The organism is Chryseobacterium edaphi (assembly GCF_025628985.1).
GTDB lineage: Bacteria > Bacteroidota > Bacteroidia > Flavobacteriales > Weeksellaceae > Chryseobacterium > Chryseobacterium edaphi.
The window spans coordinates 1140730-1167230 of the sequence record NZ_JAOTEM010000001.1 but is presented as its reverse complement, the minus strand read 5'-3'; the positions used below and the strand labels follow the sequence as shown (position 1 = coordinate 1167230).

Sequence of the window (26501 nt, the reverse complement as noted above, 5' to 3'; positions counted from 1 at the left end):
ATCAATCACAATCAATATTAATAGAACTCAATGGAATTTTCATCAGTAAAAGGTGTATTTTTAAGATATATTTTAGTGCCGTTGCTGGCGGTAATTATGATGGGCATCATGGCCGCTATCAGAAGAAATCAGCCTGCAATAAAGATTAAAGTAATCATCATTTATGTTTTGCTTTTCAGTTTTTGCTTGGCAATTCCCGGGTTTTTGGGTTTTTCGGGAAATCTTTTCAACCCTTATTACTATCTTATTTCTCAGCTTATTTATTTATTGCTTGGGATTTTTCACGTCAATTTAATGCACAGGTTTTTCAGAAAACACATACAGTCATTTGGTTTAAGTGTTTTATTTGAATCTGTACTTTCATTTACCTGCGTTCTTTTGGGAGCATATTTATTCGTTATGATTTTTAGATGGGTCGGCAATGATCAGGGATTTCCCGTGATGTCTGCAACAAGTGCTCTGATCTTCTTTGTACCGATGGCTTTTCATTATTGCTATATTCAGTTTATCAGTATTCCTGTTGATATTTATAAAACCTGGAGATATTCTCCTGATCAGAAACCGCCGGATTTTGAAGGAGCAGATTTTGACCGGTTAATGGTTTTGAATGTCGAATTGAGTAAAAATCTTGAAGACGCCAACAGATTCAGAATCAAAGCTAAAACTTTACCGACCGGAGTTACTTTCGGAGACTGGTTTTTCCGTGTAGTTGACGATTACAACCACAAAAATCCCAAATCGATCATTCATCTTTCTGATGAAAGCAGAGAATCGTACTATTGGATATTTTATACCAAAAAATCTTTTTTCAGTTTCAGAAAATATATCGATTTTGACCAGGATATTAGTACAAACAGCATTTCTGAAAATGAAGTAGTAGTTTGTAAAAGGGTTATCCAACATGAAGAAGAAGGAAGAAGATTATCATAATCACAAATTTTAAAAAGTATTACTATGATACAGCCAATCAAACATTTTGCAATCAACTGGGTCGACGGGATGAAAGTTTCTCAGAGACACCTCAATGATCAGGATAATTTTTTAATAGATACGATCAGAGATGCCAATTCTCTGGCTATCACAACATATAATTACGGATTGCTGCCAATTCCTAATGAGTTTACGGACAAGACCATTTTTGATGTTCATAATACCGCGACCAATGACGTACAGCTTGTTATCAAACATTGCAGCGCAGTAACATTGGCGGGTTACAGAATTGAACTGAGAGACAGGAGAGTAAGCGTAAAATCTCTTGCCAAATCAATGAATTTGGATGAAAATCAGATCGATGGAGAATATTATATTTTAATTTCGGTCAATCCTTTTGATAAAGTACCTTTTGGTGATATCGATCCGGAAGAAATTCCGCCGCGTCATCCGAATGCTCATGCCAATTATCATATCGAATTATTGGCAGTTTCATCTTTGAACAGCAATTATTCGGGAGGGAATTATCTCGTTGTGGGAAAGGTTGATTTTAAAGGAAATATTGCGCAGGTTAACACAACATTTATTCCACCTTGTACGTCTGTACAAAGCCATCCTGCGATAATTGATTATTATAACGGATATGCAAAATCAATCGGAAATCTTCAGCAATATGCATTTAAAATCATTCAGAAAGCTTCGCATAAAAATCAAAACACAGCTTTAGCATTGAATGTAAAATCATTGTGTACGGTTTTAGTTAATACTTTCGGTGATATGTATTTCCAGTTTAGAAATGTAATTCCTTATCAACCGCCAGTTTTTTTAATCGAAACTTTTGCTAAATTGGCTTTAAGACTTTACAACGCCACACAGGTTTTGGTTCCGGCTGAGTTAGAAGAAATGTTGAATTACAGTTTAGAATGGAGTGAAATTGCTCCCCATACTTTACTCAACCAATTGTCAACCGTGGCAGAAACCAATTACGATCATCATAATTGTGGCGAACCGCTTTTATACATTCAGCAGATGTTGAGAAGTTTAGAAATCATTTTCTCTAAATTGAGCGAACTGGATTACATCGGACAAAGAAAAGAAAATATCATTGTTAACGAACAGGAAGTTTCTTCCAATACCAATCCGAAAAGAGGTTGGAGCGTTTTAGATTAATTATTTTCAATTTTAAAATAAATAAATCCCGAATTTTACAGTTCGGGATTTATTTTTAATATCAAATTCTGAGTCTCTATTTTTTAACTAAAATTTTCTCAGTTGCTTTTTTACTTAAAACTTCCTGTTTTCCTTCAACTTCAACTGTGACTGATCTGTCAAAATCTTCAATCTTAATGATCTTAATTTTTGTATTCAAAAGAAGCTTTCTTTCAGTAAGATAATTTAGAAATGCATCATCAGAAAGCGTTACAGAAGCAAAAGTTACATTTTCACCAACTTTACAATCGCTTAATTTCTGCAAATCCTGAGAAATAATATTTCCGTCTTTGTCGGGAATCGGTTCTCCGTGAGGATCAAATTTAGGATGGTCAAGAATCTCATCCATTTTATCAAAAAATATTTTTGAATGAACATGTTCCAGCTGTTCGGCGATTTCGTGAACATTTTCCCAGCCAAAATTCATTTTTTTGACAAGAAACATTTCTGTCAGTCTGTGTTTTCTTACTACTAAAGCAGCTTCACGTCTTCCTTTTTCGGTGACTTTCAAAGGTTTGTAGGTTTCATAAACAACCCATTTTTTCTCTGAAAACTTTTTCATCATATTATTAACGCTTGGCATTTTTACGTTGAGAAATTTGCTCAATTCATTAATCGTTACTTTTCCTTCATTGTCAACTAAGTGAAACAAAGCTTTCAGATAATTTTCTTCTGTTAATGTTGTTTTCAAAATGTTAGATGATTTTCATTACAAATCTAACAAAATAATATTTAAAATTTAGTCTTGTTATTTTAAGTTTTTTTAATTTTACTGAATGAAATTTTCATTTAAGAACGACTATTCCGAGGGTTGTCATCCCCGAATTTTAGAATCACTTTTACGTTATAATACCGATCAACAGGCGGGTTATGGAGAAGATGAATATTCTTTAAAAGCCAAAAATATAATTAAAAGAAAAATTGATAATAAAGATGCGGATGTTTACTTCGTTTCGGGAGGAACTCAGGCAAATCTGATTGTTATTTCTTCAGTTTTAAAACCTTATCAGTGTGTAATTTCTGCTTCAATAGGACATATTTTGAATAATGAAACAGGCGCAATCGAAGCAACCGGACATAAAGTATTAAGCATAGAAACTGAAGATGGAAAGGTGAAACCTTCTGATATACAACCAGTTTTGGATAATCACAGAAATATTCCGCATCAGGTAATGCCGAAGTTGGTTTATATTTCAAATTCTACAGAACTTGGAACAATCTACAGAAAGGAAGAACTTGAAAATCTTTCAGAATTTTGCCGTGAAAATAATATGTATTTGTTTATGGATGGTGCAAGATTGGGACATGCAATTACTTCCGAAATAAGTGATTTATCTTTAAAAGATATTGCAAAACTGACCGATATTTTCTATTTGGGCGGAACAAAAAACGGAGCTTTAATAGGAGAGGCGATCATTATCAACAACCAGTCGTTACAAGAAGACTTTGCTTTTAACATTAAACAAAAAGGAGCTTTGTTGGCAAAAGGAAGGTTGTTGGGAATTCAGTTTTTAGAATTGATGACGGATGATTTGTATTTTGATCTGGCAAAAAACGCCAATCAACAGGCTATGAAAATCAAAAAAGCTTTATCAGAAAAAGGAATTTCGTTTCTTTCAGATACTTTTACCAATCAGATTTTTCCGATTTTAAATCACCAAATTATTGATATTTTATCTGAAAAATTTGAATTTTATGTTTGGAAAAATGTTGATGAAAATTCGTCGGCAGTTCGCTTGATCACATCATGGAATACGAGTGATGAAGCAGTCGAAGATTTTATTAAAATTATTGATCAAAATATATAGAAAAAAAATGCAACCGAATAAGGTTGCATTTTTTTTAGATAAGTAATTTAAAAATTATTTTAAAGCTTTTGAAACGATTGTACAATCTGCAGTTTCCAGTTTCTGACCATCTTTGTAAGCGACTTTAGCTTCATCAGCATATTTCATCTGGCCATTTTCATCTTTTTGATTTCCAATGCCTTCCAATAAACTTGCACCTTTTTGAAGGAAGAAAATATCTCTTTTACTGGTTGTTCCTTCGGAAGCAAATTCGTAAGTCAGTTTCAGCGTATCTCCAGATTTAAAACCTGTAAGTTCACCTTTTGAACTGTCTTTTTCGCTGTTTTTATAAGCCATTTTTCCTGTAACTGTACCTAGATTATCGTCGATGCTCACGAAAACACTGTCTTTTCCGGTAACTCCAAAATAGCAGTATGATTTTGCGCCCAATGTATCAATGACTGTTGCGGTTGTATCTGTAAGCGAATCTGCATTTGCAGCGGGTGCTGTAGTTTCAACTTTTTTATTACAGTTGATCAGAAATAAAGATAACGAACTTAATAGAATGTACTTTTTCATGACTTTTTATATTATGTTAAATTGATTTGTTTTGCTAAAATAATGATTGTTATCTGAATGGTAGGTAAATTAATAAGAAAATTAAATCTCAATAAATTTTACATATTTTTCTATGATTGGAAAATTTAAAATTTTATTATTAAATCATTCAACAAAAAATCTTCCAAACTTAATAGAATTTCTAATCGCTGAGAATCGCATAAAAATATTTTTCTGGAATGATATTCGAAATTCCGTGAAAATAAATGATAAAAAAAATTAAATCTAAATCTAATTTAAAATCGCTGTGTACGTAAGGAAATATTTTCAGATTAGAATTTAAAATATGAAGTTTCAAATTATTTATTACTAAATCTATTCAATTTGTATTAATCATTTAGATGAGTTAAAAATTACTTCAATTTGAGCATAATTTACATCAATAAACTGCTCCACATTCAGTTTTCAAAAAGTCCTATAATTTATATTATGTTAAATAGAATATTTTTTATGATTTGAATTAACTGTTTTTAATATTGTAAATCAATTGATTACGTGTTTTAACTAATATTGTCACAATTTGAAATTTGGATAAATTAATCATAATAATTTTTATTTTTTTGAAATTATTGTTTGTTATATACATTACAATAATAATTTAGAACAATTGTCTGTTCAATTATTTGATTACATATTACTACGAATATTTATTTATCATTTAAAAATTCTTCACCAATCCGATTCCGAAACTTTTATTCTGGTAATAAGGCATAATCATCGTTGATACATTTTTATTTTTTCCTGAAAGTAAATGATTGATTTTTGGGTACAACCAATATGCTAATTCAGTTGAAAGAATTCCAAAACCTGCACCTGCAACCACATCTCCTACCCAATGTTTGTCATTTAACGTTCGGTAAATTCCTGTGAAAATCGCAAATGAATAACCAGAAATTCCTAACAGAAAACTAGTGTCTTTATATTCTCTGAACATAAATTGTGCTGAAGCAAAAGCAATTGCAGTGTGTCCCGAAGGAAAAGAAAGTTTATTTGATTGATCAGGTCTTTCTTCTTTCACGACATGTTTTAAAGGAACTGTAATTGCCGAAGTAATCAACATTGATGTTCCGTAAATAATGCTTCTGTCCCTGAAATTGTGTTTCCCTTCAATTCCGGCAGCATTCAATCCGTAAACCAAAACTGCGGGTGCAAATTGCGTATAATTGTCAAGCCGGATGTGATCAGGTTTGTGTTCATTGATTTCATCTCTGGTAGAAAAATTCAGCTGTTGCAGATCTTTTATCGCTAAACTGGCAACTCCGTAACTTATAAATGCTGTCGGTATTATGAAGCGTTTATAATTCAACCGGTTTTCTTTGGAATTTATTTTAATGATACTATCCTGTCTGAAATGTAAAACCTTTGTAGAATCAATCGTGCTTTGCGCAGTAATTTTTCCGTAGGCTGAAAGCATAACGATAAAAATCATTATTAATTTTTTACTGTATTTTGACATTTTTAAACTGGGTGTTTTTGAAAATTATTTTTGACAATTCATTAATTTAAGATTGACTTCTTTAAATCTTGAAAGTACTTTTTGACCGTATTCTGTATGATAAACATGTTCTCTGAAAAAATTACAATTCTTAATTTTCCAATTTTCATCATTGTAAATCAAACCGAGATATTTTTCAAATTCCTGACGTAGAGCTTTCTCGTATTTTGGATAATTCGGCGATGTCAAATGATACATATCTGCATCACACAAGATTTTTTCAACAAGGCACAACGGATTTTGAGGATATTTTGTGGCATCAATACATTTTAAAACTGTGTCAATAAAATATGACTCACAGCCAAATTTTCCAAGAAAACTTTTCGCAATTTTTTTGCTTTCATCTTCATGTCTAATGTAAGTTTTTGCATAACCACAATCATGAAACCAAGCGGAAATAATAACAGTTTCCATTTCATGTACAGGTAAATTTTCATGTATCCCTATTGCCTTCACTGCATTCACAACCATTTTAGTATGTTCTATCGTGTGAAATTTAATTTGATCCGAAAGATTTTCTTCAAGAAATAATTTCACATAATTGCTGACAGCTTCTATTAAATTATTCATCATTTAAATATTTGTCATATTTATATTTCAAACTTTGTAAGCTTATTGTTTTTGTAGCAATAAAATTCGTGAGAAGGTGTCTCGCCAAAAGTGAAAACCAATATACCAAACAAAGGTGTAACCTGATTTAGAAGAAATTTTGAATTATTATTCGAATCAAAAATTTATTTAGCTTTCATTTTACCATTTTTAAAACGTTCACTTGCAGTTTGATAAGATGCAATGGTTTCAGAAATTAAATTTCTGTTGACAGAATGAATTTCCGTTAATGACTGATCTTTTCCGGAAACTTCAAATTGTTTCACTCTTTTGCGATCATCAATTTGGGTAAAAGTATTATTTTTTAAAAGTCCTAAAGTCCTGTAATTTCCGATAAATGCTCTTTCGTCTCCTTTTTTTGTTTGATTAATGTCTTTTCCGTACAGATTTGTTTTATAATTCCAACCGAGGTAACCGAATAAAGTCGGAATCAGATCGATTTGTGAAGTCAGGCGATTGATTTTTTCGGGTTGTTGATTAAGATTATAAATTATGGCTGGGATATGATGTTTGGCAATATTGATTTCCCATTTTCCGGCACTGCTTGCGCAATGATCTGCAACGATGACAAACACTGTATTTTTAAACCAGGATTTTGTTTTTGCATCTGCAATAAATTTTCCTAAAGCGTAATCGGTATATTTCACAGCTGCATTTCTGTCACCTTGCGGAAGATCAATTTTTCCTGCAGGAAAAGTAAATGGTTTGTGATTGGAGGTCGTCATTACAAACTGAAAAAACGATTTGTTTGCCTGAGCACTTTTGTCGGCGTATTTTATAGATTGTTTGTAAAGATCTTCGTCGCAGATTCCCCATGCATTTTCAAAACTCACTTCATTATCATTAATAGCAAATCTTTGTGTTTTAATTTCGTCTGATAAAGGATTTCCTCGATTTCTGTCAACGATATTGAAACCTTGTCCGCCAAAAAAAGTATTCATATTATCAAAATAACCGTCACCACCGTAAATAAAATAAGGCTGATAATTTTTTGATTTCACAATGGTTGAAACTGAAAATAAATTCTGGTTATTGGGTCTTCTTACGATGCTATTTCCCGGAGTTGGCGGAACAGACAACGTCAAAGCTTCCATTCCACGAACAGTTCTGGTCCCGGTTGCGTAAAGGTTTTTGAAGAAAATACTTTCCTTTGCAAGTTGATCATAATTTGGTGTAAGATGATCTTTATTTCCAAATTCTGTCAGAAAATCTGCACTGAAACTTTCAATGGCAATGACAATAATATTTGGATGCTGCTCTTGATTTCCTTTTGTCAATCTTGAAATATCATCAAATTTTGGAGATTCGTAATTTTGATTTTTCTGTAAAAGTTTACTTTTCACAATCGAATAAGCTTCTTTTTTGGGAATTTTCGGGTAGAAAGTTTCATAATCAAGTTCATTGGATTGATATGCAGAAATAAAAGAAAAGGCACCGTTTTTTCCAATTTCATTGATGACAAGATTATTGCTGAAATCTGCCTGTTTGTTTTTCAGTAAAATTCCTAAAACAGATCCGATAATCATTACAGAAAGTGCAGGTAGAAAACGTGAAGAAATCGGTTTCCTGTCTCTAAAAGTATTTTTGAAAGCGCTTTTCTTTTTTAATACAAAAAATGTCAATGTAATTATTCCGATCAAAACACCTGCAACTAAAGGCAACGGATAAGATTGGTTAATGTTTTCTATTACTTCGTAAGTATAAATCAAATAATCGACAGCGATGAAATTAAATCTCACTCCAAACTCATCCCAAAAAGGAATTTCAGCCATGAGACTAAAATAAATAATGATGAAAATTAAGGTTAAATAAAAGTACGTAAAAGCTTTATCTAGCAAAGATCCTATCCATTTTTTTGGAAAAACTAAAAGATAAAAAGCATATAGAAATAAAAATAACGAGCCCATTGTAAGATCGTAAAGAAATCCTGTAAAAAATGCCCGTAAAATATAAAACGGATTAAAATCAGCATCGGATGATGACCAAATTAAGAGAATTATCCTAATCAGAAAGGATAAAATCATGTAAAAGGTTAAAACATAAAATAATACAGAAAATCTGCCTTCAAAAATTTTAAAAAAACGCTCTGAACGTTGTTTTGTCGTAGTCATTGCCTGTCTGTTAAAGTCAGACAAAGGACATACTCAATTTAGAATAAATTTAGAATTTTACTGAAAATACGTGATTATTATCGACAAAACTGTACTGAACATCCCATCTTTGGGATTTGGAAATTTCCTTAATAATTGCCAATCCTAAACCACTTCCGCTGTTATTGGCAGATAGTTTTGAAAATCTTTTGAATAAAAGCTCTTCGTTCAGTTTCACTACTCCGGAATTTGCTACTGAAAACACAGAATTATTTAAACTGATAAAAATAAAACCATTTGTCGGAGTGTGTCGAATGGCATTGAGAAATAGATTATTAATCAGTATTTCTGTCAGACTTGTATTTCCATTCACTGTTGTATCTTGTAGTGAATCAATCTGCAAAGTGATGTTTTTCTGATCGAGATGTTCCTGAAGGTTTTCTATGCTTTGTTTTACCAATTCATGAAAATTGATGATTTCCGAGTGATCAAACTGACTGTTTCCAATTTTTGCAAGAAGCAAAAGGTTTTGATTAATTCTGGCACTTCTTGAAAGTGCTTTATTCATATCTTCAGCAATATTGTATTGCTTTTCCGTAAGATCAACGTTTTGCATCAGCAGATCAAGCTTGTTTTTCAAAATTGCAAGTGGTGTTTGCAATTCGTGAGATGCATTTTCGGTAAACTCTTTCTGTGATTTGTAAACGGAAACATTATGAGCAATGAGTTTTCTTAAAGATTGATTCAGTTCCTCAAATTCTATAGTGTCTGTATTTTCAAATTCTATCTGAGTTTGTGTATTGAGATTGAAGTTTTTCAGCTTTTCTAATGTATTTCTAAAGGGTTTCCAGATTGTTTTGGATAATCTTCTGTTGAGAATAAATAAACCTGTAACAATTAAAATAAAAAAGAATAATGTGATGATCCCGATAATCATTACTGTACCTTCAGTTTCTTCAATATTGGTTTCTATCGTAAAAAGATAGGGTTCGTTTTTAATATAAATCACTTTTTTGAGACATCGGTAACGTTCGATTTTCTTATCAGCTGAAAATGGTTTATACTTTTCGGTCGTAAATATTACGTCTTTCTTAAAATTATTATTCGATAACTTTATAATGCTTGTTCCCGGTTGAATCTGATTCCATAAAGTGATGTTCCTTTGAATTTCTTCATTAGGAATTTTCATCCGGTTAAACTCAAATGATGTTTTTTCTGCAACGATTTCATTATGCTCGTCAAGTTCGTTTTGCCAGATTGCATCCACCATAAAGTAATAAACAGGAATACTGATCATTAAAACAATCAGTACAAAAATCAAAAACGGTCTTGTTGTTTTACTTAATAGTGGCTTCATAAATTTTATTTATAGGCTTTCCCATTTATAACCTGTTCCATAAACTGTTTTCAGATAATGATCGCAACCAGCATCGTACAATTTCTTTTTCAGATTTTTCACATGAGCGTAAACAAAATCGTGGTTTTCAAGCATATCTGCAAAGTCTCCGGAAAGATGTTCTGCCAAGGTACTTTTAGAAATCACCCGATTTTTATTGCCAATGAAATATACCAATAAATCAAATTCTTTTTTGGTTAAAGCTATGATTTCATTATTCACAGAAACAGTTTTAGCCAAAAGATCAATCTGCAATTCTTTCTGAGTGACCACATTGGTATTACTAAATTGCTTTCTGCGGATAACTGAATAAATTCTGGCCGTCAATTCCGACAGATGAAAAGGTTTTGTAAGATAATCATCTGCACCAATTTGTAAACCTCTGATTTTATCATCTAATGCATTTTTAGCTGAAATAATGATTACACCATCCTGTTTTTGTTCTTTTTTAAGTTCTTCTAAAATTTTCAGACCGTTTCCGTCCGGCAAAGTTATATCAAGCAAAATACAATCGTATTGAAATATCTCTATCTTGCTCATTGCTTCACTGAATGTTGCTGCAAATTCGCATAAATAGTTTTCCACCGAAAGATATTCTGCAATACTTTTGGCAAGTTCTACTTCGTCTTCTATAATCAGGATTTTCATCAGTGATATTTATTGGTTTAATTGACTGATCATATAAAAATAATCATTCTGCTAATTTATAGATTCAATTCTGAAGAAATTTTGAATTTTAAAATAATCAATAGTTATTATTGATTTTATGAGATTTAAATAAAATAAACGACCCTCTCAACAAAGTAAAATAAGTCTTTAAAACAAAGTACATCGTTCTCATGCAATCTACCTTTGTTATAACAAAAAATCAAAAATATGTTGGATCACATTATTATTACGGTAAGCGATTTAGAGCGTTCAGGCGCTTTTTACACCACCGCTTTAAAACATCTTGATATCAAATTATCAATGGATTTTAAAGGTCAGGACGGACATCCCGATCTGAAAGGTTTTGGCAAAGACAATTCGATATTTTTTTGGCTGAAAGAAGGAAAGTCAGATTCCAATGGAGTTCATATTGGTTTTGTAGCAAAAGATCATGCAGATGTTGAAACATTCCATAAAGCGGCTCTTGCTGCAGGTGCCAAATCTTTGTATGCACCAAGAGTTTTCCCTGAATATTATCCAGGCTATTTTGCAACTTGGATCATCGATCCGGATGGTTATGAAATTGAACTTGTGCATAAAGGATAATTTTTATCTACCAAAAGAGAAATGGAAAAAAATAATTATCATGGAGCGTTACAACATCCAATCGGTTCAGGTTTTAATGCTGCATCTACGACAAATGACGTTATAAAAGGTATTGATCTTACAGGAAAAATAGCCATTGTAACTGGTGGTTATGCTGGTATGGGATTGGAAACTGTAAAAGCATTGTCATTAGCGGGAGCAACCGTTTTTGTACCTGCAAGAAATACTGAGAAAGCAAAAAGCAACTTGCAGGGAATTTCCAATGTAATTTTGGAAGAAATGGATTTAATGGACTCAAATTCCATAGATTTATTTGCGAAAAAATTTCTCCATCTGAAAAAACCACTGCATTTGCTTATCAACAATGCGGGTATTATGTGGGTTCCGTTACAACGTGATGAACGGGGTTATGAAAGCCAGTTATCAACAAATCATCTTGGACATTTTCAACTGACTGCAAAACTTTGGAGTGCATTGGCAAAAGCAGATGGAGCGCGGATTGTAAATGTTTCATCGTGGGGACATCACTTTTCGCCATTTGTTTTTGATGACCCCAATTTTATCAATCGAGAATTTGAAACCTTTTCTGCTTATGGTCAGTCCAAAACTGCAAATATTCTTTTTTCTTTAGAATTGGATATCAGAGGAAAAAATGCTGGCGTTCGTTCCTATGCTGTTCATCCGGGAACAGTTGTGTCCACGGAATTAAGTAGAAATGTTTCACAAGATGTACTACAAAGTTTTTGACTTTTTGATGAAAACAACAATGTCATTAATGATCCATCAAAAGGTTTGAAATCGGTTTCACAAGGAGCTGCAACAACGGTTTGGTGTGCTACAAGTCCGCAACTTAATGAAATTGGAGGTGTTTATTGTGAAAATGTGGAAATTGCAGAATTGGATAAATCAGAAAAAAATATGTCAATAGAAAGTATTGAAGGTGAGCAAGTAATGCACCGTGGCGTTATGCCTTATGCTTTAGATGAAGGGACATCTCAAAAACTTTGGAAGCTAAGCGAAGAATTGACAGATTTAAAATTTATGATTTAATTTTTTAGTTATTAATGATTTTAGAGAGGTGAAGCAAAACACCTCTTTTATACGTAGATTTGTATTTTAAGTTATGGCGGGAAAACAACAAAGTGAATATGCTGAAATTCTTTTATCATGTATAGAAGAAAAATATTTCAAAGATGAGATTGCTTTGGAGCATCATTCTTTTGCCCGGATAATTTCAGGTGAAATGAAAGTAATACAAGCCGATAAAACCTACACTTTTGGTCCAGGAGACACATTGCTATTCCCCAACAATCAATTATCTACGCTGATAAAAAATCCAAAAGACGGGCAGCCTTATAAGGCAATCGTTATATTTTTCACGCCACAAAGATTAAAGGAGTTTTATACTAAAAATCTCATTCAATTTACAATAGGAAATAAGCATACAATCAAGAAGTATAAAAAAAATCCTTTGCTGGAAAGTTTTTTTACTTCGCTCATCCCCTATTTTGATTTGGAAAGTGAATTGCCTCCGCAAATTGTTTCTATAAAAATAGATGAAGCAATAACCATTCTACGATCCATAGATCCTGATATAGACAGTCTTTTGGCAGATTTTTCTGAACTTAATAAAATTAATATATCCGATTTTATGGAGAAAAATTATATGCATAATCTGACTATGGAAAAATTCGGATATCTTACAGGAAGAAGTCTCACAACTTTTAAGCGGGATTTCAAAAAAGCATTTAATACAACTCCTCAAAAATGGATTATCAAAAAGAGATTAGAACTTGCCCATTATCAATTATCTGAGCAAAAACGTAAACCAATTGATGTTTATCTTGAAACAGGTTTTGAAAATCTGTCACACTTTTCTTTTGCTTTCAAAAAACATTTCGGGTATTCACCAACGGAAATTCAATAATCTTTAATTACTTTTCAGTGAATAAGATCTGCTTTTACAAATTCAATCTTCCCATTTTTAAAGATAAAGTCAAAACTTCCGCCAATTTTACCTTCCGGAAAATCTCCTGTAAATTCAACTTCCAGATAAGCAGAATTTTCTTTTGCATCTAATTTTCTAAATTCAGTCTGGGTTTTATAACCGATGAAATAATTTACAAAATAGTCTTTGATTCCCTCATGACCGACAAATTTCCGTCCGACAGATGGGTCATCCAAAATTGCATCTTTAATATAAAATTCAAGATATTTTTCGGTATCATAACTGTTGCCTACTGCAATCCAATCTTTGATCAATGTTTCTGTATTCATTTTAGATTAATTTTTAACAAATTTTGAATGACTGATTTCTCAATTTAATATTACAAAGGTCGGTTGATGAAAAGAAAATCACGTTGCCAAAATGAGTTAAATCGTATCCTAAATGACGAAGAGTTAATTTTAATTATCCATAAAAATCATCCAGTTCCAATTTTTTGATTCTGGAAGCAATTGCACCTTTTGTGCGACCAAAATGTTTAGCCAGATCATTTCCGCTGATTCCTTCAGAAAACATTTCAGAAAGTTCCCGGTCAAGTTCGGGAGTCCATGGTTGATACGCACCTTTATGCTTTTCTCGTACCTGATCGACGGTATAAGATCTCTCGGATTTCTTTTCTTCTTTTGGAATGTTTTTGATAATATTAATTTGCGTGGATTCCGGAAAATCAACAGGCATCAATGATTCAGGAATATGAAGTTTGCTCTTTGCACGCGTAACGGCAACATAAAGTAAGTTAATTTCTTCATTAAGTTTTGTAAAATTAATTTCTTCCGGTTTTTTATCTTTCTTAAGTTTTTCTAAAGTCTCTTCCGAAATAAAATCTTCTACCAATCTCACACTGTCGTATTCCATCCCTTTGCAACGATGAACTGTAGAAAAAATCATTTCTGCTTTTTCCTTTTCGTCGCCATCGACATGTTTTTCTTTAATTGTTTTAATGATATTCGGGATTTTGTTGCCATATTCTTTCACAATTTCAACCATCATTCCAAGTTGCAGATCTTCTGTTTTTCCAATGTAATCTTCCAGTTCCTTGAGATTTTTCATTGCTTTGATGAGCTTGTCTTTGATGAGATGACGATTTTCATTTTTTAAATTAAGAACATCATACAACGACGCACCTTCATCTGCATAAGTATAAGAATTGATATTTCCCTCGAAATAGATATGTTTTACATTTTTCTTTTCGGTAACGTATTCGATAGCTTTTAGCAAAAGTCCAAGATTGGTTCTTGCCAGAATCGCTTTAGTTTTAGTTTCTCCTGTCTCACCTTTCCCGGTTATCAAAACAGATTGATGATTATTGATGTGCTTTTTATATTTTAAAACTTCCATTGCAAGATTGGCGATATCCTGACTAAAACGAAAGCTGGTTGAAAGATGATGCGTTTCAAAATCTGCTTTTTCTAAAGAATTGACGGCAAAACGCCATCCGTAAATTTGCTGATGCGTATCACCAACAATTACTTTGGTTGCATTTTGCTTTAAGAAAACATCAAGCATTGCAGGTGAAGCGTCCTGACCTTCATCAAAAAGAATATAATCGAAAGGAAGTTTTGGATTTGCAATCTGAAACTTTTTAAGATAAAAATCGTGCGTGATTTCAATTTCGCCTTTGTCCATTTTACTCAGTAATAATCGGGTTTGGGTAAGGATGTACTGATAAAATGTATTCACAAAAATTCTTGCATTGGGATCAGAAATTGTATCCAGATAATTCAAATCCTGAACCTTCAGTTTGTCGCTGTTGCAGAAATACGTGATGAATTTGTTGATGTGATTGGCAATGATGTATTCGGTGTGCTTCTCTTCATTTCCCTGAAGATTTAATAGCTCAGCAATTTCGTTGGTTTTGTAGCCTTGAGCCCTGATTTTATAGTTGCTTTGAAAAACAATATTTTTGTAAGCCAATGAATGTGCAGTTTCCACAGTTACGTTTTTAAGACCTTTCTCCTGAAACTTTTTTATAGCTTCTAATTTTACCGATTTGTTGAATGCCAGATAAAGAATCTTGGTTCCTGCAGGTCTATTTTTAGCGTATTCAATAACGGTTGTGGTTTTTCCGGATCCGGCGACTGCATTGATCTTGATGTTTCCTGTAGAATTGATGATGTTTTTTTGTTCCTGAGTCCACTCCATTTTTTGTGTTTTTTTTTAAATGCTTTTCTTATTTTTTTAAATTATAATTGAAAAATTCTGCATGTTCAAAAATTAAAAAAAAGCGAGAGTGAATTTACAATTTTCTGCAGAAAAAAAGCTGAAGTTTTCGCTCCAGCTTTTAAATTTATTACAAATCTTGATGTTGTTACTAATATTTTAAACTAAGATTTAATTTAAAATGCAATAAGTTACTTTCCTACTCTCGCCTGTAAATGTTGAGGATATCTTTCACCCACAATTTCAATCTGGCTCAAAGATTCTTTTATTTTAGATAAATCTTCAGAAGACAATTCGACAGAAGCTCCGCCAATATTTTCCTCTAAACGGTGAATTTTCGTCGTTCCCGGAATCGGCGCAATGAATGGTTTCTGTGCCAATAACCAGGCTAAAGCAATCTGAGCAGGTGTAGTTTCTTTTTCTGTGGCAATTGTTTTCACCAAATCTACCAAAGACTGATTGGCTTTTCTGTTTTCTTCTGAAAATCTCGGAACGATATTTCTGAAATCGTCTTTGTCAAACTGTGTATTTTCATTGATTGCACCCGTCAAAAAGCCCTTTCCAAGTGGACTGAAGGGAACAAAACCAATTCCTAATTCTTCCAAAGTCGGGATGATTTCTTTTTCAGGTTCACGGTAGAATAACGAATATTCACTTTGTAAAGCTGCAACAGGTTGTATTGCGTGAGCTTTTCTGATGGTTTCTACTCCGGCTTCTGACAAACCCCAATGTCTTATTTTTCCTTCCTTGATTAACTCCTGAATCGTTCCTGCAACTTCTTCAATCGGAACATTCGGATCAACTCGATGCTGGTAAAATAAGTCAATGTAATCTGTGTTTAAAAATCTTAATGAATTTTCAGCGACTTGGCGAATGCGTTCCGGACGACTGTCTACACCTTTTGAAGGATCGCCATCCTGAAAACCAAATTTTGTAGCAATTACCACTTTGTCTCTGAATGGCTGAACTGCTTTACCTAATAAAGTTTCATTTCCACCCTGGCTGTAAGCTTCAGCGGTGTCAAAAAATGTAATTCCTGATTCGTAAGCGTTTCTGATCAGTTCAATTGCTTCTTTTTCGTCTGTTGCAGGTCCGTAACCGAATGTTAATCCCATACAACCCGATCCTAATGCGGAAACTTCTAATCCTTGATTTCCTAATATTCTTTTTTGCATTTTATTTTTTTAATGTAATATTTATTGCAAATATCAGACGATCGTGTTCGAATATTGTTATACCAATTACTGCATCTCTTACCAATATTACTGATTGGTTATTTCTCGGTTAATTTCAAACTCGTATCTTTGATTTTTACAAACAAAATGAGTTCAATAACCATCAAAGAATTTTATCAGGATATTTTGGGAGAAACCTGTCCCGATATCAATCAGTTCCTCAATGAAAATATTCATAAGGACATTGGTCATTTCAACGTTTTTGATATTTCTGAAATTTACAGCAACTGCACTTCGAAAACCGAAATGCCTTACAACAGAAGAACTTATTACAAGATAAGTCTCATCAACGGTAAGAATAAAGTAGAATACGCAGACAAAACCATTGAAATTGAAGATTGTGCAGTTCTTTTCGCTTCACCAAAAATCCCTTACAATTACACCCATCTTTGTACAGAACAGTCGGGTCATTTTTGTGTTTTTACTAAAGATTTCTTACCAACGTCCAAGATTGGTTTAGAGATCGACCATCTTCCGGTTTTCTCGCCTCAGAGTGATTTTATCTATCAGATCTCAACAGAACAGTTTCAACAATTTGAAGCGATATTTCTTAAAATGCATGAAGAAATCAAGTCTGATTATTTTTATAAATATGATTTGCTGAGAAATTATCTGATGGAACTTATTCATTTCGGTCAGAAATTAAAACCAATTCTTCCTGTTGAAAATACGAAGACTGCCGCTTCCAGAACTACGACGCTATTCATTGAACTATTGGAAAGACAGTTCCCTATTGAAAATATCAGTCAGCTTCTGCAATTGAAAACACCTGCTGATTTTGCAGGAATCTTAGGAGTTCATGTTAATCACTTGAATAGAGTTCTCAAAGAAACAACAGGAAAAACAACCGGCGAAATCATCGGAAGCCGGATTTTTCAGGAAGCTAAAATATTGTTGACCCAAACACAATGGAATATTTCAGAAATTGCTTTCACTTTGGGTTTTGAAGAAGTAGCTCATTTTTCAAACTTTTTTAAAAAACACAGCAAGCAATCGCCGCAACATTATCGTGAATTACTGATTGTTTGATTTTCACAAACTTTCATTTGATTTATACAAATATGCTGATCTGCTATTTTTCCAACTTTGTACCAGTAATTAAAACATTAAAAAATGGCAAGTAAAATAGCATTAGTAACAGGCGCAAGCCGCGGATTGGGTAAAGATTCAGTTTTACAATTAGCAAAAAAAGGATTTGATATCATCCTTACCTATCAAACAAAAAAAGAAGCAGCGGACGAAGTTGTAAAAGAAATTGAAACTCTTGGGCAAAAAGCTTTCGCATTGTCTTTGGATATTTCAACGACCGCAGGTTTTGACCAATTCGTAACCGAAGTAAAAAATCTTTTGGATAATCAGTTTGCATCTGCAAGACTGGACGCATTGGTCAACAACGCAGGAATCGGGATTACAGAAAGTTTCGAAACTACAACCGAAGAAACATTAGATGCAATGACTAATATTCACTTCAAAGGTCCTTATTTCCTAACTCAACAATTGTTACCATTACTAAATGATGGAAGCAGCGTTGTAAACACCTCTTCTGGATTGGCAAGATTTTCTTTTGCAGGATATTCTGCTTATGGTGCCATGAAAGCAGCAATTGATTCGCTGTCAAGATACCAAGCTTTAGAATTGGGAAGCAGAAAAATCAGAGTCAATTCTATAGCTCCGGGAGCTATTGAAACAGATTTTGGTGGTGGAGCCGTTCGTGATATTTCAGATTTGAACAAACATTTGGCTTCTGAAACAGCTTTAGGAAGAGTTGGTTTGCCGGATGATATCGGAAGCGTAGTTGCATTCCTTTGTTCAGACGATTCCAAGTGGATCAACGGTCAAAGAGTTGAAGTTTCAGGCGGTTTTAAACTTTAATGAAATTTAAAATAAATCAAAATCCCATTCGACAATTGTTGAATGGGATTTTTGTTTAAATTTATTTTGATTAAAGTTCAAAAACAGTTTCTAAATGTTTAGGATAATTTTCAAGATCTCCTGCGATATCGCCGTCTTTGAAAATGTCGAAACAGTTATAATCCGGAACAACTTCTGCACCGCAAAAACGATAATTGCTGGTAATTTGAATGAGAACATCCGTTGTACTTCTTCCTTTAAAAAGAGCCTGATTTGGATCATTGAAACTTGCTTTCGGAGCATTCCATGTGGAACAAACCATAAATTTTTTGCCCTGCATTTTTCCGCCGGTTCCGTATTGTTTTGTTACATCATCTCTGGTTCTGCCATCTCCGGAAAGAAATTTTTCACTGAATAAACCGCTGTTGAAAACTTCATCTACATATTTTTTATAAATCCACGGTGCGCCAAACCAGTTGATGGGCGTTTGAAGAATGATAATATCTGCCTCGATATGTTTTTCCACTTCTTCATCAGCATTGTAACCATCTTCTACCTTCGTTTCCAGGACTTCAAAACCTTTTTCAAGGAAAAAATCTTTTGCTTTTTGATGGAAAGCATCGTTTAATAATCCTTCTGACCAATTGGGGTAAGTTAAATGCGTATTGATTAACAGAACTTTTTTTGTTGTATTCATTTTAATTTATGTTGAATATATTATTTAATTTTAAAAACTTTCTGTAAATAAGCCGGATAGTTTTCTATGTCTTCCTTAATATGTTTGTTGTGATAAACATCGTAGCAATAATATCCGGGAACGACTTCAAACCCAGTGAACAGGTAATTTGCTGCAACATTAAACAAAGCGTCATCTGCGCTTTTGCCCTTAAACAAATATTGATTTTTGTCGTTAAAACTTTCCTCAGGAGCATTCCACGTTGCAGAAATCATAAATTTTTTGCCCTGCATTTTTCCGCCCATTCCGTATTGTTTTGAACCTTCCTCTTCTGAACGTCCGTCTCCGGAAAGAAATTTTTGACTTTTCAGCACACTGTTAAATACTTCATCCACATATTTTTTATAGATCCAGGGTGTGTTTTCCCAGTTGACAGGTGTCTGTAGAATGACAATGTCTGCCTGCAAATGTTTTTCTACCTCTTCGTTTGCATTGTAACCGTCTTCCACTTTTGTTTCCAGAACTTTATAGTTTTTAGATATAAAAAAAGCTTTGGCAGCATTATAAAATGAAGCGTTCAGTTTACCTTCTGACCAACCGGGATAAGTTAAATGTGTGTTGATGAGTAATACCGTTTTCTATTTTGAAGAGGTCTTTTGAGCTTTTAGTTTTATTCCGAATGAAAAGAAAATCAGGAATATAAAAAGAGCGTTTTTTGCTTTCATAAATTGAAAATATTTAATTACAATGCAAAGTTAAAAGCCATCGGAAAAACAGACGGAAACAGACTACTACTAAAAAAGAGACAAATTACGGATAACAAAAAACGCCTCCTTTCGAAGACGTTTGTATTATTTAATTAATTCTTGCCGATATTCTTTCGGACTTAGCCCAACTTGCTTTTTGAAGAATTTTGAAAAGTAATTCGGATATTCGAAACCCAATTCATAAGCTACCTCTGTTGTGTTAAGTTTCCGATTTTCTGTCAACATTTCTTTCGCTCTTTTAATGATAAATTCATGGATGTTTTCAAGAGCTGATTTTTGAGTAAAATGTTTGATGATATCGCCCAAATAATTAGCTGTCAATCCTAATTTTTCAGCAAAATACTGAACGTTCGGAAGCTGTTTTGCAGGTTGGTTATAATATTCAACCAAGCTTTGCTGAAAATCTGTGACCACTCTATTATATTGCTTTGGATCAGTTGAAAATTGACGTTTATAAAATGCTTCGACCAATGAGATTACAACATTGACATAAGACAAAAGCACATTGAAATTTTGCTTTTCACTTTCATAATATTTCATCATCAATTTGAAAACTGCGCTGATTTCTTCAACTTCTTCATCAGTTAAATATAGTGCTTCGTGTAGTCCGTAATCAAGATAAGTTTTAAACAAAAATCTATTTTCCTCAATTACTTTTTTAGAAAGCTGAAGATACATTCCGGTATAAGTCGGTTCAACATCCCAACCTTCATTGACAACCATTTCAGGACTGTTGAAAAATACAGCTGTGATAGGTTGAACGTTTGGTGTTTTTTTATTTTTTTAAATTGATTTTAAAAGAAATTCTGTAAAAATCGACCGCAACTGGTTCAGATTTCAAAAGCATATTGGGCGGATCGTAATATCCGATATCAATATCGTTATCCAATGGTGGTTTTACCTGAATATATTGGTTATATGAAATAAAGTCTCTGAAGATTTTCATTGTACAAATGTAATAATTTGATGATAATACAGATTACGGTTTTTCTTACCATTATTACTGATTTGAGATTACGAATATCCATACCTTTTTGGGAATGCTTAGATTTGTATTAGAAATAAAAGCAAAATGGATACAGCCATCAATTTTAATACGGTAAAGGATTACAATGATTTCAATAAAAATGAAACATTGCATCCCTTGGTAAGCGTTGTTGATTTGTCGAAAGCAGACCCACGATCAGCGCATAAAATGGTGTTTGATGTCTTCTGTGTCATCCTGAAAAATGTAAAATGCGGAGATTTACGTTATGGCAATAACAATTATGATTATCAGGAAGGTACATTGGTTTTTTTCGCACCAGGACAGGTTGTCGAGGTAATGAGTGATGAAGTTTATCAGCCTGTAGGATTTGCTTTGGTCTTTCATCCTGATCTTTTGTTGAATACTGCTTTAGGAAAAAGAATGCACGAATTCGGGTTTTTCTCTTATAAAACTAACGAAGCACTTCACCTATCGGATAAAGAGAAAAAATTGATACTCGAATGTTTTGATAAGATTTCTTATGAGCTGAATCAGTCTATTGACAAGCACAGTAAAACGTTGATAACTTCTAATATTGAACTCTTTTTAAATTACTGCACACGATTCTATGACCGTCAGTTTATTACAAGAGATAATGCCAATAAAGGAATTTTAGAGAAATTTGAAGACTTGCTAAACAGTTACTTTATTTCCGAAAAACCTCAGAGTATCGGTTTGCCATCAGTTGCTTGGTGCGCCGATGAACTGAATCTTTCATCCAATTATTTCGGAGATCTGATCAAAAAAGAAACAGGAAAATCTGCACAGGAATATATTCAGGCAAAAGTGATTGATGTAGCCAAAGAAAGAATCTTTGATGTCGATCAGTCGATCAGTCAGATTGCTTACCAGTTGGGTTTTAAATATCCACAGCATTTTACGAGACTGTTTAAGCAGAAAGTCGGGGTGAGTCCTTTGGAATATCGAAGCTTGAACTGATTCAATCTTTAAAAATATTTAAAAACTGCAAAACTTTGAAACTCTTTCAATATTGATATTAATTCTGTGAAGAAATAGTTTTAAATCAATTATCTAGAAGTTCATTCAAACCGTATTGCTCGAATAATACATTTCCTACTTCAAGTTTAGACCAGCCTTCCTTCAACTGATAGGTAAATCTCAATTCACTCTTTTCTAAGAAACATTCTAAATGTAAAACTTTTATATTGTCATGTTTTGTAAGGTGAGTTTCTATGCTATTGAGATGGGTTGAAAAAATAAACATTGATTTTTCAAACTTAGATAATCCTTCAATGGTTTTTACCGTGATTTGAGAAGCGTCATTTATATTGGTTCCACTGAATATTTCATCAAAAACTACAAAGCAATTTTTTGATTTGAGTTTTAGCAAAATGTTTTTCAGATTAATAATTTCCTGAGCAAACAGACTATAACCTTTTTTCAGATTATCATTCACCGAAAAATGTAAAAAAATATTGTCGTAAAATGGAATATTACAATATGCTGACGGAACAGCTATTCCCAAATGAGCAAGCAGAACAATTGTGCTTAGAGACTTCATCGCAGTAGACTTTCCAGACATATTTGCACCCGTAAAAACGACAACGTTTTGATTCTTTATTTCTAAACTGTTTTTAACAGAATGTTGCAAATCTAAATGATAAAAGTCTTCAACTGTAAATTCATTATTGATATTGAAATGTGGGAATTGTAGATCATGAATTCTTATTCCTTTTGATATGCTAGAATAGACATCAAACATATAAAAGAAGTCCCAAAACGAGACAAACCTATTATTTTTTTGTTTAGCCTCAAATTCTATTTTTTTCAAAATTGCCTTTTTTTGATTAAAATCTAATACTTTACCATAACATTCATTGACCGACAACGAATTGATAAAGGCTATGATTTTATCAATCTCTTTACAATAATCTAAATGAAGATTTGTCTGTTGGAAATTTCTTAGTAGTAAACCATATTGGTAGAAAAACCCTACAAATAAATTGATATTATTGTTGGTCTCTCTATAATATTCTTTATATCTGAATCTGCTTATAAGCGTGTATTGATCGGCATTAATCTCACCCAAAAACTTCTGAATATAAGAAATTGTATGCTCATTGACTCTGAAAGTTTCTAAAAGCGAAAAATTTTCTATAAATATTTTTAGCTTCTCCTGAACGTACAATGTGTTATCTAAGTCGAAAGATTTTTTATTAAAAAATAAGTTGAGATATTTTTTAGATTTTCTTGTTTGTGTAAAATTAAAATGGGCAACTAACTCATCAATATTTTCCATTAATCACTTGTGTTATTTTTTTTCAACTGTAAAACTATTTAAAATTTTCAGTTTTCACCAAACAAAAGTTTTCTAAATGCTTCAGCAGCCAAAAGCACCTGCACCGACCAATCATCTGCGGCATCGCTTCCGGCATCATCTGAAATATATTTTAAACATAAAAACGGAATATTTTCCTGTATAGCAATGAGTGCCAACGGATACGCTTCCATGTCGATGACATTATATTCTGTGTTGATATGATTCATCTCGAAACTGTCGCCGCTGCCACAAATTCCTTCCTGCACGCCATCCATTTTTAAGCCGTTTTCGAGAACGATTGGGATATTGGATAACGGAGTTTCAAACTTTTTAAATCCTAAACCTCGCGCATCCATATCACGCTGGATGAATCTTGTACAACAGATGATCTCACCTTTATGAAAACCGATTCCGCCTGCCGAACCAAGATTGACGATTAATGTAGGTTTTCTTCTGATGATTTCTTTTGTCAGTGCGATAGAAGCACTAACTTTTCCGATTCCGGTGATCAGTTTTTGCGTGTGATCAAAAGCTTTTCCGGCTTCAGATTCTAAAGCGAAAACGAAAAGTGTATCTTCAACTGCAAACGTTGTCTGATTATTTATTTTTATCATTTTAAATTTAAAGATAGTTTAAATTAAATGCTGCAACCGTCTGTATCACACGATAATTCAGATTCTGAGGAGCCTTTGAAAGGCTTCACTGTTTCATTATAAGTTTGTGTGAGAGCTTCTTCAAAGACCTGAGAAGGTTGAGCACCTGAAACTGCATATTTTCCGTTTAAAATAAAGAAAGGAACTCCGGTAACGCCGTTGTTACGACCTTCCATAATGTCTTGATTAACATCGTAATCAAATTCGTCAGAACTCAATGTTTGCACAGCTGCGTCTTTATTGATGCCTAACTTTTCAGCTAAATTTGACAGAAATTTGATGCTTCCAAGGTTTTCACCATTCAAAAAATGAGCTTTGAATAATTCTTCTTCCATCTCTGAAGCTTTGTTATGCTTTTTAGCTAAGTGAAGGAGTTTGTGTGCAGGAAAAGTATTAGTAATCAATGCTTTTTCAAAATTAAAATCTATACCAGAAGCTTTTCCCATTTGTACAACCTGAGCAGTCATTTGTTTTGCCTGTTCTTCAGGAAAACCTTTTTTTTCTCTGAAATATTCAGCAGTTGTTTTCGTTTCTGTAAGCTCTAAAGTTGGGTCAAGCTGAAAACTCTTCCACTCTACTTCCACTTCATTTTTAAATGCCACATTTTCTAATGCCTGCTCAAAATTTTTCTTCCCGATATAACAGAACGGACACATCACGTCTGACCAGATTTCTATTTTCATTAATTTATTTTAAAGTTTAAAGATATTTATAAACCCCGAAATTCTTGTCACTTTTTTCAATAAAAAATATTGAAATTCATGTATATTTGGCTCGTAAAAATTCACAAATGATTGAACAAAAGAAAATTTTGATGTTTGTTCTGGCTTTCCTGTGCCAGCAACTATTTTCACAAACTAATCGTAACAATTTATTAGAAGAGAAAATTCATAAAATAATTTCATCTAAAAAAGCCATTATTGGAGTTTCTATCATCGGAACCGAAAATGATCTGGTTTCGATCAATGCAGATCAATTTTATCCAATGTTAAGTACCGTGAAATTTCCTGTCGCACTAACTATTTTAGATAAGATGGAAAAAGGCAAATTATCGATGCAACATGACATTTTCATTAAAAAAGAAGAACTTTTGGAAGATACTTGGAGTCCATTTAAAAAAGAAAATCCCAATGGAAATATTTCAATCACACTTGAAGAAGCAATGAAATGGATGGTGTCGTACAGTGATAATAATTTAACAGATATTTTATTAAGACTCATCGGAGGGACAGAAACGGTGGAAACTTTTATTGACAGTGAGGACTTCATTATTGAAAATAATGAGGAAGACATGCACAAAAATTGGGATTCTCAGTTTATCAATAAGATCAAGCCAAACTATGCAACCCTTTTGCTGAAAGAATTTTCTGAAGGAAAAATATTGAATAAAACTAACACAAAATGGCTTTATCAGGCAATGCTCAACAATACAACCGGATTGAAACGTCTGAAAGGAAAACTTCCAGCAAACACAAAAGTAGCTCACAGAACAGGAACATCTTTTACAAACAATGGCGGAATGACAGGTGCTATTAATGATTTTGGAATTATTGAGTTACCAAATAAAAAGAAAATTTATATTGCTGTTTTTGTACAAGACACGTTTGAGAGTTTTGAAAATTCTGAAGAGATCATTGCTGATATCGCCAAAGTAACTTATGATTATTATTTAAATAAAAACTAACGAAGTTTAAAAAATGAAAATCTCTGAACTTATTATTCAAACAAGCAACTTATACCAAACTGAAACATTTTATTCCTCTATTTTGGAGTTTAAAATACTTAGTAAAAATGAAAGTTATGTTTCATTTATCGTGGGGCATTCTGTACTGACTTTCGAAAAAACTGATAATGAAATAAAACCAAAATATCATTTTGCATTCAATATTCCCTTCAATAAGATGGAAGAAGGTCTGTTGTGGATTTCAGAAAAAATTTCACTCATAGAAATAAATGGGGACTACATTGCTCATTTTGAAAATTGGAAAGCAAAGTCTATCTACTTTTACGATAATAATGAAAACATTCTGGAACTAATTACTAGGAATGATTTAAATAATTATTCTGAACATAAATTCACTAATGAAAGTATCATAAGCATTAATGAGGTTGGTATTGTCACCGAAAAACCAATGGTATTAGGAAACGAAATAATTAAAATGACCAAATCGGAATTTTTCGCAAAAGGTCCAAAAAGAGAAGATTTTGTAGCTGTAGGCAATGAAAACGGATTATTTGTGATTTCAAATAGTCATCGCAATTGGTTTCCTACAAGCTATAAAGCTGAAAAGCAAAGAACTAAAGTAAGGATAAAGGTTGATGATACTGACTTTGATCTTGAATTTAATTAAAGAATGTAACAAAATAATTTATGAAAATGATATATAAAATGAAAGTGAAAATCATTCATAATAAAATTTTTTTATAATAAAATGACTAAAATAATTCTACTTTTTTT

Annotated in this window: 28 protein-coding genes and 1 pseudogene; 12 read left to right on the top strand and 17 right to left on the bottom strand. The window is 32.7% G+C overall.

The window, feature by feature from the left end; translation table 11 throughout:
• Positions 1–30: 30 nt before the first annotated feature.
• Positions 31–930 (top strand): TssN family type VI secretion system protein, encoded by a 900-nt coding sequence (locus NZ698_RS05530; protein ID WP_263002085.1) that lies wholly within the window; start codon positions 31–33, stop codon positions 928–930.
• A 24-nt stretch (positions 931–954) separates the two neighbouring features.
• Positions 955–2100, top strand: a complete 1146-nt coding sequence (locus NZ698_RS05525; RefSeq protein WP_263002084.1) for a hypothetical protein — start codon at positions 955–957, stop codon at positions 2098–2100.
• 76 nt (positions 2101–2176) lie between these two features.
• Here the strand turns inward: NZ698_RS05525 and NZ698_RS05520 are convergent, their stop codons facing one another.
• Positions 2177–2830 carry a metal-dependent transcriptional regulator gene (locus NZ698_RS05520; RefSeq protein WP_263002083.1) on the bottom strand — a complete coding sequence of 218 codons (654 nt, stop codon included), beginning with the start codon at positions 2828–2830 and terminating at the stop codon, positions 2177–2179.
• Between the two features lie 85 nt (positions 2831–2915).
• Between NZ698_RS05520 and NZ698_RS05515 the strand changes: the two genes are divergently transcribed.
• A complete protein-coding gene (locus tag NZ698_RS05515; protein ID WP_263002082.1) occupies positions 2916–3947 on the top strand; it encodes a threonine aldolase family protein in 1032 nt (343 codons plus the stop codon).
• A 54-nt stretch (positions 3948–4001) separates the two neighbouring features.
• Here the strand turns inward: NZ698_RS05515 and NZ698_RS05510 are convergent, their stop codons facing one another.
• The 6 genes from NZ698_RS05510 to NZ698_RS05485 form a co-directional block, all read right to left on the bottom strand.
• Complete coding sequence (locus tag NZ698_RS05510) at positions 4002–4505, bottom strand: hypothetical protein (protein WP_263002081.1); 504 nt, start codon at positions 4503–4505, stop codon at positions 4002–4004.
• A gap of 697 nt (positions 4506–5202) precedes the next feature.
• A complete protein-coding gene (locus NZ698_RS05505) occupies positions 5203–5973 on the bottom strand; it encodes a phosphatase PAP2 family protein (RefSeq protein ID WP_263002080.1) in 771 nt (256 codons plus the stop codon).
• A 51-nt stretch (positions 5974–6024) separates the two neighbouring features.
• The gene (locus NZ698_RS05500; protein ID WP_263002079.1) at positions 6025–6609 is read right to left on the bottom strand and encodes an HD domain-containing protein; all 585 of its coding nucleotides are present in this window, start codon (positions 6607–6609) and stop codon (positions 6025–6027) included.
• Positions 6610–6773: 164 nt separating this feature from the next.
• A complete protein-coding gene (locus NZ698_RS05495) occupies positions 6774–8420 on the bottom strand; it encodes an LTA synthase family protein (RefSeq protein ID WP_263002078.1) in 1647 nt (548 codons plus the stop codon).
• 388 nt (positions 8421–8808) lie between these two features.
• Complete coding sequence (locus NZ698_RS05490) at positions 8809–10095, bottom strand: sensor histidine kinase (protein WP_263002077.1); 1287 nt, start codon at positions 10093–10095, stop codon at positions 8809–8811.
• A gap of 9 nt (positions 10096–10104) precedes the next feature.
• On the bottom strand, positions 10105–10782 hold the full coding sequence (locus NZ698_RS05485) for a response regulator transcription factor (protein WP_263002076.1): 678 nt from the start codon (positions 10780–10782) through the stop codon (positions 10105–10107).
• 228 nt (positions 10783–11010) lie between these two features.
• Between NZ698_RS05485 and NZ698_RS05480 the strand changes: the two genes are divergently transcribed.
• The 4 genes from NZ698_RS05480 to NZ698_RS05470 all read left to right on the top strand — a co-directional run bounded on the left by NZ698_RS05480 (position 11011) and on the right by NZ698_RS05470 (position 13315).
• Positions 11011–11388, top strand: coding sequence for a VOC family protein (locus tag NZ698_RS05480; protein WP_263002075.1), 378 nt, complete (start codon positions 11011–11013; stop codon positions 11386–11388).
• A 21-nt stretch (positions 11389–11409) separates the two neighbouring features.
• Positions 11410–12135, top strand: a complete 726-nt coding sequence (locus NZ698_RS05475; RefSeq protein WP_368407650.1) for an SDR family NAD(P)-dependent oxidoreductase — start codon at positions 11410–11412, stop codon at positions 12133–12135.
• A 45-nt stretch (positions 12136–12180) separates the two neighbouring features.
• Entirely contained in the window at positions 12181–12438 is a 258-nt protein-coding gene (locus tag NZ698_RS19505) for an SDR family NAD(P)-dependent oxidoreductase (RefSeq protein WP_368407649.1), read from the top strand.
• A 73-nt stretch (positions 12439–12511) separates the two neighbouring features.
• Positions 12512–13315: an AraC family transcriptional regulator gene (locus tag NZ698_RS05470; protein ID WP_263002074.1), complete on the top strand. Its 804-nt coding sequence runs from the start codon at positions 12512–12514 to the stop codon at positions 13313–13315.
• 14 nt (positions 13316–13329) lie between these two features.
• Here the strand turns inward: NZ698_RS05470 and NZ698_RS05465 are convergent, their stop codons facing one another.
• From NZ698_RS05465 to NZ698_RS05455, 3 genes are all read right to left on the bottom strand, one after another.
• The gene (locus NZ698_RS05465) at positions 13330–13665 is read right to left on the bottom strand and encodes a nuclear transport factor 2 family protein (RefSeq protein ID WP_263002073.1); all 336 of its coding nucleotides are present in this window, start codon (positions 13663–13665) and stop codon (positions 13330–13332) included.
• A 133-nt stretch (positions 13666–13798) separates the two neighbouring features.
• Positions 13799–15535 carry a UvrD-helicase domain-containing protein gene (locus tag NZ698_RS05460; protein WP_263002072.1) on the bottom strand — a complete coding sequence of 579 codons (1737 nt, stop codon included), beginning with the start codon at positions 15533–15535 and terminating at the stop codon, positions 13799–13801.
• A gap of 209 nt (positions 15536–15744) precedes the next feature.
• Positions 15745–16728: an aldo/keto reductase gene (locus NZ698_RS05455; protein WP_263002071.1), complete on the bottom strand. Its 984-nt coding sequence runs from the start codon at positions 16726–16728 to the stop codon at positions 15745–15747.
• A gap of 147 nt (positions 16729–16875) precedes the next feature.
• On the opposite strand from NZ698_RS05455, the gene NZ698_RS05450 reads away from it, so the two are divergent.
• Together NZ698_RS05450 and NZ698_RS05445 are read left to right on the top strand one after the other, a co-directional pair.
• Positions 16876–17817 carry a helix-turn-helix domain-containing protein gene (locus NZ698_RS05450; protein WP_263002070.1) on the top strand — a complete coding sequence of 314 codons (942 nt, stop codon included), beginning with the start codon at positions 16876–16878 and terminating at the stop codon, positions 17815–17817.
• Between the two features lie 84 nt (positions 17818–17901).
• Positions 17902–18660 (top strand): SDR family NAD(P)-dependent oxidoreductase, encoded by a 759-nt coding sequence (locus tag NZ698_RS05445; protein ID WP_263002069.1) that lies wholly within the window; start codon positions 17902–17904, stop codon positions 18658–18660.
• 70 nt (positions 18661–18730) lie between these two features.
• Here the strand turns inward: NZ698_RS05445 and NZ698_RS05440 are convergent, their stop codons facing one another.
• From NZ698_RS05440 to NZ698_RS05425, 4 genes and pseudogenes are all read right to left on the bottom strand, one after another.
• Positions 18731–19336 carry an NAD(P)H-dependent oxidoreductase gene (locus NZ698_RS05440; RefSeq protein WP_263002068.1) on the bottom strand — a complete coding sequence of 202 codons (606 nt, stop codon included), beginning with the start codon at positions 19334–19336 and terminating at the stop codon, positions 18731–18733.
• Positions 19337–19356: 20 nt separating this feature from the next.
• Positions 19357–19941: pseudogene (locus NZ698_RS05435) on the bottom strand (NAD(P)H-dependent oxidoreductase); the annotation flags it as partial.
• A gap of 225 nt (positions 19942–20166) precedes the next feature.
• Positions 20167–20805: a helix-turn-helix domain-containing protein gene (locus NZ698_RS05430; RefSeq protein WP_263002067.1), complete on the bottom strand. Its 639-nt coding sequence runs from the start codon at positions 20803–20805 to the stop codon at positions 20167–20169.
• Positions 20806–20857: 52 nt separating this feature from the next.
• Positions 20858–21028 carry a hypothetical protein gene (locus NZ698_RS05425; RefSeq protein WP_263002066.1) on the bottom strand — a complete coding sequence of 57 codons (171 nt, stop codon included), beginning with the start codon at positions 21026–21028 and terminating at the stop codon, positions 20858–20860.
• Between the two features lie 126 nt (positions 21029–21154).
• Here NZ698_RS05425 and NZ698_RS05420 point away from each other — a divergent pair, with 126 nt between their 5' ends.
• Positions 21155–22048, top strand: a complete 894-nt coding sequence (locus tag NZ698_RS05420) for a helix-turn-helix domain-containing protein (RefSeq protein WP_263002065.1) — start codon at positions 21155–21157, stop codon at positions 22046–22048.
• 85 nt (positions 22049–22133) lie between these two features.
• Here the strand turns inward: NZ698_RS05420 and NZ698_RS05415 are convergent, their stop codons facing one another.
• Genes NZ698_RS05415 through NZ698_RS05405 form a run of 3 tightly spaced genes read right to left on the bottom strand, consistent with a single transcriptional unit; the run spans position 22134 to position 24726 of the window.
• Positions 22134–23369 carry a MutS-related protein gene (locus tag NZ698_RS05415; protein WP_263002064.1) on the bottom strand — a complete coding sequence of 412 codons (1236 nt, stop codon included), beginning with the start codon at positions 23367–23369 and terminating at the stop codon, positions 22134–22136.
• A 47-nt stretch (positions 23370–23416) separates the two neighbouring features.
• On the bottom strand, positions 23417–24004 hold the full coding sequence (locus NZ698_RS05410) for a 5'-methylthioadenosine/S-adenosylhomocysteine nucleosidase family protein (RefSeq protein ID WP_263002063.1): 588 nt from the start codon (positions 24002–24004) through the stop codon (positions 23417–23419).
• Between the two features lie 23 nt (positions 24005–24027).
• Positions 24028–24726 carry a DsbA family oxidoreductase gene (locus tag NZ698_RS05405; protein WP_263002062.1) on the bottom strand — a complete coding sequence of 233 codons (699 nt, stop codon included), beginning with the start codon at positions 24724–24726 and terminating at the stop codon, positions 24028–24030.
• A gap of 107 nt (positions 24727–24833) precedes the next feature.
• Here NZ698_RS05405 and bla point away from each other — a divergent pair, with 107 nt between their 5' ends.
• Together bla and NZ698_RS05395 are read left to right on the top strand one after the other, a co-directional pair.
• Positions 24834–25727, top strand: a complete 894-nt coding sequence (gene bla / locus NZ698_RS05400; RefSeq protein WP_263002061.1) for a class A beta-lactamase — start codon at positions 24834–24836, stop codon at positions 25725–25727.
• 13 nt (positions 25728–25740) lie between these two features.
• The gene (locus NZ698_RS05395) at positions 25741–26394 is read left to right on the top strand and encodes a VOC family protein (protein WP_263002060.1); all 654 of its coding nucleotides are present in this window, start codon (positions 25741–25743) and stop codon (positions 26392–26394) included.
• The last annotated feature ends 107 nt before the right edge of the window (positions 26395–26501 follow it).

Excerpts from the sequence above, each read along its gene's own strand:
- NZ698_RS05530 (WP_263002085.1), top strand. The coding sequence starts at position 31 with ATGGAATTTTCATCAGTAAAAGGTGTATTTTTAAGATATATTTTAGTG.
- NZ698_RS05525 (WP_263002084.1), top strand. The coding sequence starts at position 955 with ATGATACAGCCAATCAAACATTTTGCAATCAACTGGGTCGACGGGATG.
- NZ698_RS05515 (WP_263002082.1), top strand. The coding sequence starts at position 2,916 with ATGAAATTTTCATTTAAGAACGACTATTCCGAGGGTTGTCATCCCCGA.
- NZ698_RS05510 (WP_263002081.1), bottom strand. The coding sequence starts at position 4,505 with ATGAAAAAGTACATTCTATTAAGTTCGTTATCTTTATTTCTGATCAAC.
- NZ698_RS05505 (WP_263002080.1), bottom strand. The coding sequence starts at position 5,973 with ATGATTTTTATCGTTATGCTTTCAGCCTACGGAAAAATTACTGCGCAA.
- NZ698_RS05500 (WP_263002079.1), bottom strand. The coding sequence starts at position 6,609 with ATGAATAATTTAATAGAAGCTGTCAGCAATTATGTGAAATTATTTCTT.
- NZ698_RS05495 (WP_263002078.1), bottom strand. The coding sequence starts at position 8,420 with ATGGCTGAAATTCCTTTTTGGGATGAGTTTGGAGTGAGATTTAATTTC.
- NZ698_RS05490 (WP_263002077.1), bottom strand. The coding sequence starts at position 10,095 with ATGAAGCCACTATTAAGTAAAACAACAAGACCGTTTTTGATTTTTGTA.
- NZ698_RS05485 (WP_263002076.1), bottom strand. The coding sequence starts at position 10,782 with ATGAAAATCCTGATTATAGAAGACGAAGTAGAACTTGCCAAAAGTATT.
- NZ698_RS05480 (WP_263002075.1), top strand. The coding sequence starts at position 11,011 with ATGTTGGATCACATTATTATTACGGTAAGCGATTTAGAGCGTTCAGGC.
- NZ698_RS05475 (WP_368407650.1), top strand. The coding sequence starts at position 11,410 with ATGGAAAAAAATAATTATCATGGAGCGTTACAACATCCAATCGGTTCA.
- NZ698_RS05470 (WP_263002074.1), top strand. The coding sequence starts at position 12,512 with ATGGCGGGAAAACAACAAAGTGAATATGCTGAAATTCTTTTATCATGT.
- NZ698_RS05465 (WP_263002073.1), bottom strand. The coding sequence starts at position 13,665 with ATGAATACAGAAACATTGATCAAAGATTGGATTGCAGTAGGCAACAGT.
- NZ698_RS05460 (WP_263002072.1), bottom strand. The coding sequence starts at position 15,535 with ATGGAGTGGACTCAGGAACAAAAAAACATCATCAATTCTACAGGAAAC.
- NZ698_RS05455 (WP_263002071.1), bottom strand. The coding sequence starts at position 16,728 with ATGCAAAAAAGAATATTAGGAAATCAAGGATTAGAAGTTTCCGCATTA.
- NZ698_RS05450 (WP_263002070.1), top strand. The coding sequence starts at position 16,876 with ATGAGTTCAATAACCATCAAAGAATTTTATCAGGATATTTTGGGAGAA.
- NZ698_RS05445 (WP_263002069.1), top strand. The coding sequence starts at position 17,902 with ATGGCAAGTAAAATAGCATTAGTAACAGGCGCAAGCCGCGGATTGGGT.
- NZ698_RS05440 (WP_263002068.1), bottom strand. The coding sequence starts at position 19,336 with ATGAATACAACAAAAAAAGTTCTGTTAATCAATACGCATTTAACTTAC.
- NZ698_RS05430 (WP_263002067.1), bottom strand. The coding sequence starts at position 20,805 with ATGGTTGTCAATGAAGGTTGGGATGTTGAACCGACTTATACCGGAATG.
- NZ698_RS05425 (WP_263002066.1), bottom strand. The coding sequence starts at position 21,028 with ATGAAAATCTTCAGAGACTTTATTTCATATAACCAATATATTCAGGTA.
- NZ698_RS05420 (WP_263002065.1), top strand. The coding sequence starts at position 21,155 with ATGGATACAGCCATCAATTTTAATACGGTAAAGGATTACAATGATTTC.
- NZ698_RS05415 (WP_263002064.1), bottom strand. The coding sequence starts at position 23,369 with ATGGAAAATATTGATGAGTTAGTTGCCCATTTTAATTTTACACAAACA.
- NZ698_RS05410 (WP_263002063.1), bottom strand. The coding sequence starts at position 24,004 with ATGATAAAAATAAATAATCAGACAACGTTTGCAGTTGAAGATACACTT.
- NZ698_RS05405 (WP_263002062.1), bottom strand. The coding sequence starts at position 24,726 with ATGAAAATAGAAATCTGGTCAGACGTGATGTGTCCGTTCTGTTATATC.
- bla (WP_263002061.1), top strand. The coding sequence starts at position 24,834 with ATGATTGAACAAAAGAAAATTTTGATGTTTGTTCTGGCTTTCCTGTGC.
- NZ698_RS05395 (WP_263002060.1), top strand. The coding sequence starts at position 25,741 with ATGAAAATCTCTGAACTTATTATTCAAACAAGCAACTTATACCAAACT.